We start from the raw sequence: 12,139 nt of genomic DNA, 5'->3' as shown, positions 1-12,139 counted from the left end.
GCAATCCCCTGTAACAACGCTATCGCCCGGAGGCGTCCCCTACAGCGCGCCGGTCCCCCGACTGCCGCGTCCCCCGACGGGCCGGCAGTCCTGACCGATGTGCTGTTCGAGTCAGATTTGGACGGCGTCCGGCAAGGACGCACGTCACGAATGTGACTCCGTAATGTGAATTATGCCGCACTCTGGCGGCAGGGGAACCCCATGCAAGCCGCATGCCGGCCCCCGGCCCATGCCCGCGAAGGCCGGAAACGCCGGCCGCACAAGGCCTCGGGGGCCCTTGAGGCGGTGCGCCACACGGGTGTCAACGGGGCGGTTCGCCCGGGCTGCGGACCGGCAACAGCGACGCCAGGCCCTGTTCCGACACCGAGCGCACAGGCAGATCCTGCCCCCGGGAAGGGGGATCGCGATGCCCGCCTCCCCCCCCAGCGCGGCACGCAGGCGGCCGATCAGGTCGCTACGGATCGTCGAACGCGCGGGCCCACGCCCGGATCGCGAAGTCGAGCGTGCTGGCGCCGAGGCCGGTGGCCCGCACGCGGGGCGCCGGGTCGTCGGGTCGTCGGCGATGCCGGTCTGGCCCGCCGCAAACGATCGCCACACCTCACGCAGCATCAACCGCCGCCAGCCGGTCCCTTCGGTTCGAGGGTGTTGCCGTCGGGATCCTTGACGTAGAGCGACAGGTCATCGCCTTCCGCCCCGACGTTCATCTCCGCCCGACCGTCCGGCACGATGCCGAAGCCGGCGAAATGCGCGAACAGCGCCGACGCGTCGAACGACGCCATGCGCAGGCAGAGAGGGTCCGCATTGCGACGCTTGCTGCCGGCGGGCGCACCACCTCGCGCACGAGTGTTCCGTCGATGTCGACAAGATCGATCATCAGCGCGCCTGCGCGAAGATGCACGAGCCCCGGATGCTCGCGCCGCCGCTCGACACGGCAGCCGCGCGCGTCGCCGTAGAACGCGACGCTGCACGCGAGGTCACGCACGCGCAGCACGATGTGGTCAAGCCGTTGGGCATCGAAGGGTCGCGTCATCGCAAACGCCTGGAAGGTTGCAGATGCGACGATCCATGCGCGGTGGTTTCGACATCGCATGCAGCATCGGCGGCGTTGACGCAACTGAACCTAGCGCGCACAATCCGCGCCGATCAGCCAGCACCGAGTCGCTTCTCAGAAGTTCTCACCGCCAGCGGAACGTGCCCTCCGGGCCCCACCCGCTCCGAGAACTCGATGAAACTCCTGACTCTGGCGATCCTGTCGGCGTTGTCCGCCGGCGCGCACGCGACCGACCCCGCACCTTCCGATGCTCCCGCCTCGTCTTCCGCCACACCGTTGGCGAGCCCGCCGGAGTACCTCAAGCCCACCACCCTGGACACGCTGAAGGTCGTGGGCAAGCGCCTGTTCCCGTACCAGGAAGGCATGGTGCTCAACGAGCGCTATATCGAGGACCAGGTAAAGGGTAACGGCGACATCGGCACGTTGCTGCGGATCAACCCGAACGTGCAGTTCGACGACTCGGCCTTCGCCTCGTCCAACCGCATGGGTGAGATCCGCCCCGCGAACATCAGCATCAACGGTGGGCAGTACTACCAGAACCTGCTGCAGCTGGACGGCACCAGCTTCAACAACGACATCGATCCGCAGGCGACCAATCCGCACGATCTTGCCGATGTGCCCAGCGCCACCCAGGGCATCGCACTGGACACCGAGCTGATCGGCCGATTGACCGTCTACGACAGCAACGTGCCCGCCAGCTACGGCGGGTTCAGCGGTGGCGTGGTGGATGCCGAGAGCCGCAAAGCTCGCGACGCGTTCGGCGGCAAGATCTCGTTCCGGATGTCGCGTTCGGTATGGAATGAAATGATCCTGCCCGACGGCGATGACATTTCGCAGTCCTCGACGTACACGAACCAGCCGGTGTACGACAAATACCGGGTGTCGGCGATGTTGGAAGGACGCGCCGGAAACGGCCTGGGCTGGATCGCCAACGTGATCCGCACCCGCTCCGACATACCGCTGCGCGGCTACTCGGCCGGAAACGTCAGCGTCAGCGACGAACTGATCAAGGAGCAGCGCCGCGAGAACACCAGCGCCAGCGTGAGGCTGGACTGGGCCGGCGACGGTGTCGCGCTGTCGGGCAGCTTCACCCACGCGCCAACGGACGAGCGCTACTTCACTCAGAACGCCAGGAATTCTTACTTCGACCTCAAGCAGGGCGGGCCCGTCGGCAGCCTGCGGATCGGGCTTGAGGTGGGCGCGTGGGACCTGGACCAGGTCTTGAGTTACAGCGACCTGGACAGCTCGCGCCGCGTGCCGGAGGGCGTGAACTACTGGAAAGCCTGGGCACGTTCGCCGGCGTACGACTGGGGCGTCAACAACAGCAGCTTCGAAGGCAACTGGGGCGACATCGACCAGCGCAACCGGAGCATCGGCTACTCGCTCACTACGCGTCGCGATGCGCTGGCGTGGGGCAGCAGTCGCCACGCGCTGCAGTTCGGCCTGCAGTACCGCGACCGTCTGGGCACCTATCACCGCCTCAATGACCATTACAGCTTCCTCAGCCCCGGCCGCACGACGTCGTGCACGGATGCGAATGGCGTCGTCGATGCCGAGGCCTGCTCGCTGTCGCCGGTCTACACCACCGTCAGCGGCACAGGCGCGGTGGCGGCGGGAAGAGGCCAGTTCTTCCGTACGCGCAACCTCTACAGCGCGGGCTACTTCGAGGCAAAGCTCAGGGAGTGGGGCGTGTTCGCCGAGGACGACATCCGACTGGGCCGCTGGAGCTTCCGGCCCGGCATCCGCGTGGATGGCGACGACATGATGGACAAGACCACCGTGGCGCCGCGCTTCGCGATGTCCTGGGACGTGGCGGGCAACCAGGACACGTTGCTGACTGCCGGTGTGAACCGCTACTACGGCCGCAGCTTCTTCACCTACAAGCTGCGCGAGGGGCGCGACAACCTCCAGACGACCTACACCCGCACCGCGCCGTCGCTGCTCTGGTCGGTCAGCCGACGGTACACGGCGAACAACCGCTTCGAGGAACTGGACATCCCCTACAGCGACGAGTTCAACGTTGGCCTCAACCAACGCTGGGCCGGGCTGGACATCAATCTCAAGCATGTCCGGCGGGACGGACGCGACGAAGTACTTCGTCGCCGCGTACCGAGCGATGATGGCAGCGGCTACTACTCCGCGAATGTCTACGAGTACGTCAACGCCGGCCGCAGCCGCAGTGATACCAGCACCCTGAGCCTGGGCCTGCAGCGTCCCTTCGAATGGCACGGCAGCGAAACGCACCTGCAGTTCGCCTTAGACCACACCGATGTGCGCCGCAATTACGTGGATTACGAGAGCAGCTACACGGACAGCGCCTACAATCGCCTGGTCCGCTACGAGGGCAGCGTGATCCATGCTTACGAATTGCCGCAGGCGAGTTACAACCGCCCCTGGACGGCGCGGCTTTCGACCCAGACGCGCATCCCTGCATGGGGCCTGATGTGGAGCAACTTCCTGCGCTATCGCGCCGGCTTCACCGGCTTCACGGTGACAGGGGCCGAGGACTACCAGGGCGAGACGATCGACGTGATCGAAAGCTACGACGCCCCACGCACCTTCACCTGGGACACGACGCTGGAGTACCGCCTGTCACTTCCGCGCCAGCAGTCAGCCTATGTGCGCGTCGAAGCCATGAACGTCTTCAACCGACGCAACCCGCTGAGCGGGAGCATCGGCGCGACCTCCTACTACGAGCCCGGCCGCAGCTACTGGCTGGAACTCGGCTACCGCTTCTAGGCCGGGCTATGCGGCAACGATCCTTTCTTCCCCACGGGCTCCTGTGGTCGCTGCCCGCCGTGGTGTCGGCGCACGTGGTCCTGATGCTCGCCGCCTCCGGGTCCGACCCGGCATGGCGCGATGGCCGTTTCGCGCTGTTCGCGATGGGTTGTATCGGCATGTCGGCCTGCGCCGGGCTGTGGGCGCTGCGGCGTCTTCGCGCGTGGCCCCTCGCATTGCGCGCGTTCATCGCCCTGGTCCAGGTGCCGCTCGCGATCGGCGGCCTGTTGCTGGCAGGAGCCTGAACGATGCGCGCCTGGTGGCCTTCCACCCTGTTCGTCATCCCGGGCCTGCTGCTGGTCGCCGCGACGGCCGCGCAGTCGCGGACGGAAACGGCGACCGCCGAGCAGTCCCTCGCCGAGTGCCGCCAGCGCATTGCCGTCAGTGCGCCCCGCATCGATGCCGATTGCCTGCGCCGGGTGTATGCGCGGCCCATCGCCGAGTGGCCCGCGCCGACGGTGGATGCGGGCGTGGCCTGGCAGGAACTCGCACCGCTGCCCGACGCGGCGCCGGCACCGGCCGACAATCCGCAGACGCCGGAGAAGGTCGCGCTGGGCAAGCGCCTGTTCGAAGACCCTCGCCTGTCGCGCAGCGGCCAGATCGCCTGCGCCAGTTGCCACGACCGGCAACTGGGCTGGGGTGATGGTCGTAGCGTGTCGTTCGGCCACGATCGCCAGACGGGCAAGCGCAACGCGATGAACGTGGCGATGGCGGGCTTCTCATCCCCGTTGTTCTGGGACGGACGCGCGGCAACGCTGGAAGCGCAGGCGCTGCACCCGATCCAGGACGCCACGGAAATGGCCTTTACGCCACGCGAACTGGAGACGCGCCTCGACCGCGAGACCGACTACCCTGTCGCGTTCGCGCAGGTGTTCGGCGAGCACAGGGTCACGATGGCGCGCGTGGCGCAGGCGCTGGCGAGTTACCAGCGCAGCCTGGTGCCGCGCTTCAACCGCTTCGATCGCTTCCTCGAAGGCAGGCGCGACGCGCTGGACGACCAGCAACTCTGGGGCCTGCACCTGTTCCGCACCCAGGCGCGCTGCATGAACTGCCACAGCGGCCCTGCGCTGACGGACAATCGCTTCCACAATCTGGGCCTGCACTTCTACGGCCGGTCGAAGGAAGACCTGGGACGTTACCGCGTGACCGGCGATCCTGCCGACAGCGGCAAGTTCCGCACGCCGACGTTGCGCAACGTCGGCCGGACCGGCCCGTACATGCACAACGGTGGCTTCATGGAACTGCGCGGCGTCGTGAACATGTACAACGCCGGCATGCCGAGGCCGACGCCCCGGCCCGGCCAGGAAAGCGACCCGCTGTTCCCGCAGACCGATCCACTGCTGCAGCCGCTCGACCTCCACCGCACCGAACTGGAAGCGATCACCGCGTTCCTGCAGACGCTCTGATCGCCTAAGCCCCGGTCCCGCTGCTGTCGCCCGGTCGCGACAGCGCGCGCAGCAGATCCTCGGACACCGAGCGGACGTGGACATCCTGCTGCGGGAACGGAATCTCGATACCGGCGCCGTCGAGCGCAGTATGCAGCCGCATCATCAGGTTGCTGCGGATGGCGGACCAGTCGTCGTAGCGCCGGCTCCAGGCGCGGATGGCGAAATCCAGCGAACTGGCGCCGAAGCCGGTGAACAGCACGGAGGGCGCCGGATCGTCGGCGATGCCGGGCGTGGTGCGCGTGGTCTCCTGCAACAGCTGCATCACCCGCGTCACGTCGGACCCGTACGCCACCCCGAGGTCCACGTCGATGCGACGGTTCTGGTCGACCAGCGTCCAGTTGGTCACCTTGTCCGACAGCAGCAGACCGTTGGGCACGACCACGTCGGCACCCTCGTAGGTCCGCACGGTGGTGGCGCGCATGCCGATGTTGCGCACACGGCCCGCCGTGCCGCTGATGTCGACCGCGTCGCCCGGTTTCACCGGTCGCTCGAACATCAGGATCAGCCCGGACACGAAGTTCTTCACCACGTCCTGCAGGCCCAGACCGATGCCCACGCCGAGCGCGCCGAACATGAAGGCCAGTTGGCCGATCTTGAAACCCGCCGCCGACAGCGCCGCCAGCAGGCCCAGCATCAACAGCACGTAGTAACTGAGCGAGGCGACGCTGTTGTCCACGCCGCGCGGCAGCGACATGCGCGGCAGCACCTCCTCGCGCAGCAGCGCACGCAGCGTGCGCGCCACCCAGACCGCCAGCACCACGCCGATGCAGAACACCAGCACGTGGCCCAGGCTGATCGACAGCTCGCCGTATTCGAACCGGTGCGTCACGATCGCCTTCGCCACGTCGTAGACCGGCCGGAAGATGCGGAAACGGTTCATCGTGTAGACGATCCAGCCGATCACCGCCGCCACGCGCGCCCAGCGCGAGAGCGTGTCGAGCAGGTTGCCGCCATGCCGGCGCATCAGCCACAGCCGACGCACCTCGGGGCGCGCGCCCAGCCGGCGCAACAGAGCGTCCAGCACCGTCACCGCCGCATACAGCACCAGTGCGAAGTAGCCGCTCTCGATGATGCCGGCCGTCAGCATTTCCGCCAGCGACACGTTGCCCAGCACGTTCGCGGCGATCGCCGCCGACAGCACGGCGACGCCGCCCCACGCCAGTCCGTGCACCAGGCGCCCCGCACGACCGGCCACGCCGGCGAAGCGCTCGCCGCGCGAACGCCACAGCAGCCAGCCGGTCGCCAGGAGCGCCAGCGTGGACAGCCCCAGGTAGTAGAGGCGGTACAGGTAGTCGCTGGCCACCAGCAGCACGGCCAGATGCTGCAGCAGGTAGAACGCGGTCGCCAGATACGGCCACGGACCCAGCAGCCGGCGCCCCCGCTGCGGCATCAGGCGCAGCACGGGTATCAGGGCGACCAGCATCGCCAACTGGTGGACGAACAACGGCGCGTTCGGTTCGAACACCAGCACGCCGATCATCGACAGCAGGAGCCAGGTGGAGAAGGGACGCCCCAGCACGCGCGCCTCTGCCTCCGTCGCCAGCACGACGGTCGGATCGACACCGCGACGGCGATGCCGCCACGCGACCCACAGCAGGACCGGCAGCAACAGCAACTGCAGCACATGCAGCAGCCGCTGGTTGCCGACGTCCGCCGCCGCGTATTGCGCGACGAAACTGTTCTCCTGCTGGATCTCCCGCTTCAGGCTGCCGGCCACGTCATGGCGGAGCACGGTGGTGTCCTGCACGCGCCACAAGGGCGGCGCATCGAGACGGAACAGGCGCCGGTCGCTGTAGGCGATGGCGTCGTCCACGGCCTGCTGTCCGGCCTGGATGCGCGCGGCAAGCAGGTTGGCGCGCTGACCCAGGCGGATCTGTTCGGACAGGGGCGAGGACAGCGCCTGCTCGGCCTGCTGGAGTTTCGCCGACACCGCGTCCACGCGCGTACGCAACGCCTCCGGCGTGCTGTCCCCCGGCATGCCCTGCCGGGTGAGTTCCCAGTCGGCGCGCCGCAACGCCAGCTCGGCCGCATCCTGCGCATACGGCGCGACCGATGCCTGCATGTCGCCGCGCCAGCGCGCGTACTGGCGCGCATCGAACTTCCAGTGCCGCTCCATGCTTTCCAGCCGCAGCACGGGCAGCGTGCGCAGTTCCCCGTAGGCGAACAGGCCGTTCTTCTCCGCCACCGACTTCTCGATGGCCGCCAGCCTCGGCACCAGCCGCCCGAGCGGATCGGCGCGCGCCGCACGCAACGACACTTCTTCCGCGTAGCGCTCGTCGGCATCGGCGCGGCCGGGGACGTCGGCCAGCGCGATGGCTTCCGGCGCCTTCGGCTTGGACGGCGACAGCAGCGTCGTGATGTCCTGCGCATGCGCAGCGTTCGCCGCGAACAACGCCAGGCAGGCAAGGCAGGCCAACAGCACACGCATGACGGGCGATCTCGGGAACGGCGACCCGTCGAGTCTAGCGCGCGTACCGTCGACAGGAAGCGATCAGAACGCGTCGCTGCCCGGCCGGATCTCCACGCCCATCACCGCGGCCAGCTGCTGCATGCCGTCGTCGTCGCGGCGCAGCGCCATCCAGCCTGCGTACGCGTCGCTGCCGGTGTTCCAGTTCCACAGCGTGTAGCCGTGTTCGCGCAGGCGGTCGTAGGCGACGGCCATCAGCGTCGGCACGTCGGCGCCGTCGAGGAACTCCTCGTCGCTGCTGTCGCCGCCCCAGTCGATCTCGATGGCGTAGCGCGCGGCCAGCTGGTTGACGCAGTCGATGAAGGATTCGGTGTCCTTCACGTCGACGTAGAAGCCGGACGTCCAGTCGATCGCGTCCTTCAGCGTCCACAGCACCTGGTCCGGCTCGATGCCTTGTTCGCCGCCGGCGTCGCGGTAACTGGCGAACTGCCGCAACGCGGTTTCCTCGTCGCCGGGATTGATCAGCACCAGCAGGTTCCAGACCAGCGCTTCGGTGTCGTCGAGATCCATGTCGTCTTCGTCGTCGAAGGCATGGCGGAAGTTATCGTCGGGATCGAATTCGTGATCGGGCTGGGTCATGGTGGCGTCGTCCGGAAAGGCGTGTCGCGCACGGGGCGCGACGATGTCGAGGTTCGCTGAATATTAAGGCCACGTGATGCATCCGCGTGTGAGGTGGCGGCGTAGATGTTCCTGCGACAACGAACCCACATCCATGCACCCAGGAGTTGCTCATGAACCGTAACGTCCTTTCCGTCGCCCTGCTCGCCGCCTTCACCGCCGTGGCGTGTTCGCCGAAGACCGCCGAAGCCGATGCCGGCGCCGCACCGGCCCCGGTCGCCGAGGCCAGCGATCCCGCCCCTGCCGACGCCGCCATGCCGGCGGTCGAACAGAAGGATGTGGTGGACACCGCGATCGGTTCGCCCGACCACACCACCCTGGTCAGCGCCGTCCAGGCCGCGGGCCTGGTGGACACGTTGAAGGGGACCGGTCCGTTCACCGTGTTCGCGCCGACCAACGCCGCCTTCGACGCACTGCCCGCCGGCACGGTCGACACGCTGTTGAAGCCGGAAAGCAAGGCCGATCTTACGTCGGTGCTGACCTATCACGTGGTACCCGGCGCGGTGGATGCCGCCACGCTCACCCGGCAGATCCAGGCCAACGGCGGCACCGCCACGCTGAAGACGGTCCAGGGCGGCGAACTGAAGGCGCAGGTGGTGGATGGGGGCGTCACCCTGACCGATGCCAAGGGCAATGTCGCCAAGGTCACCAGCGCCGACCTGAAGGCCAGCAACGGCGTGATCCATGTGGTCGACAAGGTGCTGATGCCGTAATTCCTCGACGGCAGCACCGCCGGGGAGGTCGTGGTGGGCCGCCCCGGCGTTTCTGTTTCCGCCGGATGCAGGGTCTATCGTGGCGGCGCCGGTCCGGATGCCCGCCTGTGCGGCGGCCCACCGCGGATTTCCGGCCGACGCCTCCCGCCACGTTTCCGGGCTTGTACCTGCGCATGCCGGAAGAATTCAGGGCGCGGCGGCACGACGTGCTGCGGAACCATGCACGCGAGGCGTGATGCAGCGTCGGCCGGCTGCGCTGCTGGACACGCTCGCCTGCACCGCGACCGCGTGGCGTGGTGAATGTCGTGCTTCGGGTATCCTTGCCCACCCGTTCTCCGTACGCAGCCTTCCCATGTCCGATACGCCGCCAGACCGCCTCTCCTCCGACCCGCGCAGCCCGTTCCATGACGCCGTGGCGATGGACCGGGGCGTAGGCATCCGTTTCAACGGCGTGGAGCGCGACAACGTGGAGGAGTACTGCCTCAGCGAGGGCTGGGTGCGCGTGCCGGTGGGCAAGTCGAAGGATCGCCGCGGCAATCCGATGACGATGAAGGTCAAGGGCACCGTCGAAGCCTGGTACCGCTCGCCCGCCGCGGAGTGATCGGCGCCGCGCCACAGCACATGGCCTGAACATCCCTGCGTGGCACAATCCCGGCCTGCACCGCACGCCGGGAGGGCGCATGAAGTTCCTGCTGATGATCTACACGGACGATGCCCTGCTCGAAGCGCTGCCCGAGGGCGCCTTCGACCAGATGATGCACGGCTGCATCACCCACGCCGACGACCTGAAGGCGCAGGGTACGCTGCTCGAATCGCAGCAGCTGGAACACGGCGCCACCGCGCGTACCGTGCGCGTGCGCAACGGCAATACCAGCATCGTGGACGGGCCGTTCGCCGAGACGAAGGAAATCCTCGGCGGCTACAACCTGATCGAAGCCGACAGCCTCGACGAGGCGGTGAAGATCGCGCAGGAGTTCCCCTGGATCGGCACCGGCAGCATCGAGGTGCGGCCGGTGCGCGACTTCGACGAAGTGCGCCGGCGCGTCGGCGCCTGAGCTACTTCGCCTTCGCGCCGCCGAGGTGGCGCGAGAGGAAATCGAGCAGGCGCGTGTAGTACGTCCGCTGGTTGGCTTCGGTGTAGAAACCATGGCCTTCGGTGCGCACGTACAAGGTCTCCACCGGCACGCCCGCAGCCTTCAACGCCTTCTCCATGCGCTCGCTGTGCGCCTGCGGGGCGATCTCGTCCTTGCCGCCCGCCGCCAGGAACACCGGCACGCGGATCTGCGCCGCCAGCGTGGTGGGCGAGATCCCGGCCAGCGCGGCCCGGTCGTCGCCGACCCAGTCGTTCATGAAGTTGCCGATCCACTTGGCGCTGCGCGACTTCTGCCGATGCATCAGCTCCAGGTCGTACACGCCGACGTAACCGGCAGCGCATCGGTACAGCGACGGCTCCTTCGCCACGCCCATCAGCGCGGCATAGCCGCCGTAGCTGGCTCCATACAGGCAGATCCGCTGCGGGTCGGCGATCTTCCGCTCGATCGCCCAGCGCGTCGCATCGGTCAGGTCGTCCTGCATCGCCCTGCCCCATTCGCGCGCGGCGGCGTGCATGTGGGCACGCCCGTAGTTGCCGGAGCCTCGGAAGTTCAAGCGCAGCACGGCATAGCCGGCGCGCGCCAGCATCTGCGCTTCGTCGTCGACCTCCCACCGGTCGAAGATCCCGATCGGACCGCCATGCGGCATGACCACCAGCGGCAACGGCGCCTGGCTGCCGACCGGACGCGTCAGGTAGCCGTGCAGGGGCAGGCCGTCGCGCGCCTTCAGCGACACCAGTTCGCTCGGCGCCAGCGTCGCCGGATCCAGCCAGCTACGGCGACTGAAAATGAGGTCGGCGGCGTTGCTGGTGGTATCGAACAGGTAGAAGTCGCCCGGGCTGGTGTCGTTCCAGATCCTCACGATCTTCAGCTTGCCGTCGCGCGTGCCCGAGGTGACCGAAATCGCGTGGCCGGGAAATGCCCGTTCCAGTTTGCGATACAGCCGCGCGGTCTCCGACTTCTCATCGAAGAACACCGTGCGCAAGTTCTCGTGCATGAAGTAGCTGCCCACCGGTGAGCGGTCGCCGGCCGCGCGGATGATCCGATAGGGATCGACCACCGCATCGCGCAACACCTGCTTGCGATCGCCGGTGAGGGTATCGAGCGCGACGATCGCGTCCGGTCCCGTACGCTGGTCGACCTGGAGGTAGGCGGTACGGCCGTCGGGGGCGAACCCCAGGGGAAGCTCGGTGCGGCGGCTCGCGTTGTAGTCGTTGATCAGCTCCCACGGCGCCTTGTCGCTGGCCCGGTGGTACAGCTTGCTGGCGTTGTCGTCGCCCGCACCGATCGCGAACCTTACCTGGCCGGCGGCATCCACCACGAACTCCGCGCGCCGCACGGGCGCGGTAGCGAGCGTGTCCAGCTTGCCGTTGTAGGTGTCGAGTGCCATCAACCGCGTGTTGGGCATCGAGGTATCCAGCGCATACATGCTGATCAGCACCTTGCGCGGATCGTCCGGCATCGGATCGACGAGCTCGGCCGCGCGCGGCTGCAGATCGGTACCCTCGAGTCCGTAGCGCGCGAAGATCTGGCGGCGCATGGTGCCGTCGGCGTTGGTGGCGTACAGCTCACCGGACGCGTAGGGCTCGTCCCGGGAGCCGTACTTCTTGGCCACCGACACGACCACGCGGTCGTCGCTGACCCACCAGGCGTCATCGATGACGCTGTCGCTGCCGGCGGTGATCTTGGCGGTGACCTGCTTGTCGCTGCGTCGCTGCACGACGAGGATGGTCTGGTCCTCGAGCGGCACCGTCAACGCGTAGTACTCGCCCGTCGGCGAGATCTTCAGGGTCTCCAGCACGTCCTTCTTCAGGAACGGCTGCAGATCCACCGGTGCCTGCGCCACCGCCAGCGGTGCCAGCAGGCATCCCAGCAGGATGCCCGCACTCCGTGTTCCCCACCCCATGGACGCCTCCCGTGGCATCGCGTGTCCCCGCGCGGATTAAAGCGCAGCGGCACGGCGACGGACAAGC

Annotated in this window: 10 protein-coding genes; 6 read left to right on the top strand and 4 right to left on the bottom strand. The window is 67.8% G+C overall.

Annotated elements, in window-relative coordinates; translation table 11 throughout:
- Positions 1 to 608: 608 nt before the first annotated feature.
- Positions 609 to 779 (bottom strand): VOC family protein, encoded by a 171-nt coding sequence (locus AC1Q5B_RS05820; RefSeq protein ID WP_492630767.1) that lies wholly within the window; start codon positions 777 to 779, stop codon positions 609 to 611.
- A 446-nt stretch (positions 780 to 1,225) separates the two neighbouring features.
- On the opposite strand from AC1Q5B_RS05820, the gene AC1Q5B_RS05815 reads away from it, so the two are divergent.
- The 3 genes from AC1Q5B_RS05815 to AC1Q5B_RS05805 all read left to right on the top strand — a co-directional run bounded on the left by AC1Q5B_RS05815 (position 1,226) and on the right by AC1Q5B_RS05805 (position 5,235).
- Positions 1,226 to 3,790: a TonB-dependent receptor gene (locus AC1Q5B_RS05815; protein ID WP_492630766.1), complete on the top strand. Its 2,565-nt coding sequence runs from the start codon at positions 1,226 to 1,228 to the stop codon at positions 3,788 to 3,790.
- 83 nt (positions 3,791 to 3,873) lie between these two features.
- A complete protein-coding gene (locus AC1Q5B_RS05810; protein ID WP_492630765.1) occupies positions 3,874 to 4,074 on the top strand; it encodes a hypothetical protein in 201 nt (66 codons plus the stop codon).
- 3 nt (positions 4,075 to 4,077) lie between these two features.
- Positions 4,078 to 5,235: a cytochrome-c peroxidase gene (locus tag AC1Q5B_RS05805; RefSeq protein ID WP_492630764.1), complete on the top strand. Its 1,158-nt coding sequence runs from the start codon at positions 4,078 to 4,080 to the stop codon at positions 5,233 to 5,235.
- 4 nt (positions 5,236 to 5,239) lie between these two features.
- Here the strand turns inward: AC1Q5B_RS05805 and AC1Q5B_RS05800 are convergent, their stop codons facing one another.
- Both AC1Q5B_RS05800 and AC1Q5B_RS05795 read right to left on the bottom strand, forming a co-directional pair.
- Complete coding sequence (locus tag AC1Q5B_RS05800) at positions 5,240 to 7,705, bottom strand: mechanosensitive ion channel domain-containing protein (protein ID WP_492630763.1); 2,466 nt, start codon at positions 7,703 to 7,705, stop codon at positions 5,240 to 5,242.
- Between the two features lie 63 nt (positions 7,706 to 7,768).
- Positions 7,769 to 8,323 (bottom strand): DUF6630 family protein, encoded by a 555-nt coding sequence (locus tag AC1Q5B_RS05795; RefSeq protein ID WP_492630762.1) that lies wholly within the window; start codon positions 8,321 to 8,323, stop codon positions 7,769 to 7,771.
- 152 nt (positions 8,324 to 8,475) lie between these two features.
- Between AC1Q5B_RS05795 and AC1Q5B_RS05790 the strand changes: the two genes are divergently transcribed.
- The 3 genes from AC1Q5B_RS05790 (at position 8,476) to AC1Q5B_RS05780 (ending at position 10,130) form a co-directional block, all read left to right on the top strand.
- Entirely contained in the window at positions 8,476 to 9,075 is a 600-nt protein-coding gene (locus tag AC1Q5B_RS05790) for a fasciclin domain-containing protein (RefSeq protein WP_492630761.1), read from the top strand.
- 352 nt (positions 9,076 to 9,427) lie between these two features.
- Positions 9,428 to 9,676 (top strand): DUF3297 family protein, encoded by a 249-nt coding sequence (locus AC1Q5B_RS05785; RefSeq protein ID WP_492630760.1) that lies wholly within the window; start codon positions 9,428 to 9,430, stop codon positions 9,674 to 9,676.
- A gap of 79 nt (positions 9,677 to 9,755) precedes the next feature.
- A complete protein-coding gene (locus tag AC1Q5B_RS05780; protein WP_492630759.1) occupies positions 9,756 to 10,130 on the top strand; it encodes a YciI family protein in 375 nt (124 codons plus the stop codon).
- 1 nt (position 10,131) lies between these two features.
- Here AC1Q5B_RS05780 and AC1Q5B_RS05775 read toward each other — a convergent pair whose 3' ends face one another.
- Positions 10,132 to 12,072, bottom strand: a complete 1,941-nt coding sequence (locus tag AC1Q5B_RS05775) for an alpha/beta hydrolase family protein (RefSeq protein WP_492630758.1) — start codon at positions 12,070 to 12,072, stop codon at positions 10,132 to 10,134.
- Between the last annotated feature and the right edge of the window lie 67 nt (positions 12,073 to 12,139).

It is taken from the genome of Pseudoxanthomonas sp. GW835-FHT14C01, from assembly GCF_058793715.1.
The sequence above is the reverse complement of the archived record's forward strand: the minus strand, read 5'-3'. Positions and strand labels throughout refer to the sequence as shown.

What these genes read in the sequence shown, in the direction of transcription:
- AC1Q5B_RS05810 (WP_492630765.1), top strand. Translation starts at nt 3,874, where the DNA reads ATGCTCGCCGCCTCCGGGTCCGACCCGGCATGGCGCGATGGCCGTTTC.
- AC1Q5B_RS05790 (WP_492630761.1), top strand. Translation starts at nt 8,476, where the DNA reads ATGAACCGTAACGTCCTTTCCGTCGCCCTGCTCGCCGCCTTCACCGCC.
- AC1Q5B_RS05805 (WP_492630764.1), top strand. Translation starts at nt 4,078, where the DNA reads ATGCGCGCCTGGTGGCCTTCCACCCTGTTCGTCATCCCGGGCCTGCTG.
- AC1Q5B_RS05800 (WP_492630763.1), bottom strand. Translation starts at nt 7,705, where the DNA reads ATGCGTGTGCTGTTGGCCTGCCTTGCCTGCCTGGCGTTGTTCGCGGCG.
- AC1Q5B_RS05815 (WP_492630766.1), top strand. Translation starts at nt 1,226, where the DNA reads ATGAAACTCCTGACTCTGGCGATCCTGTCGGCGTTGTCCGCCGGCGCG.
- AC1Q5B_RS05775 (WP_492630758.1), bottom strand. Translation starts at nt 12,072, where the DNA reads ATGGGGTGGGGAACACGGAGTGCGGGCATCCTGCTGGGATGCCTGCTG.
- AC1Q5B_RS05785 (WP_492630760.1), top strand. Translation starts at nt 9,428, where the DNA reads ATGTCCGATACGCCGCCAGACCGCCTCTCCTCCGACCCGCGCAGCCCG.
- AC1Q5B_RS05780 (WP_492630759.1), top strand. Translation starts at nt 9,756, where the DNA reads ATGAAGTTCCTGCTGATGATCTACACGGACGATGCCCTGCTCGAAGCG.
- AC1Q5B_RS05795 (WP_492630762.1), bottom strand. Translation starts at nt 8,323, where the DNA reads ATGACCCAGCCCGATCACGAATTCGATCCCGACGATAACTTCCGCCAT.
- AC1Q5B_RS05820 (WP_492630767.1), bottom strand. Translation starts at nt 779, where the DNA reads ATGGCGTCGTTCGACGCGTCGGCGCTGTTCGCGCATTTCGCCGGCTTC.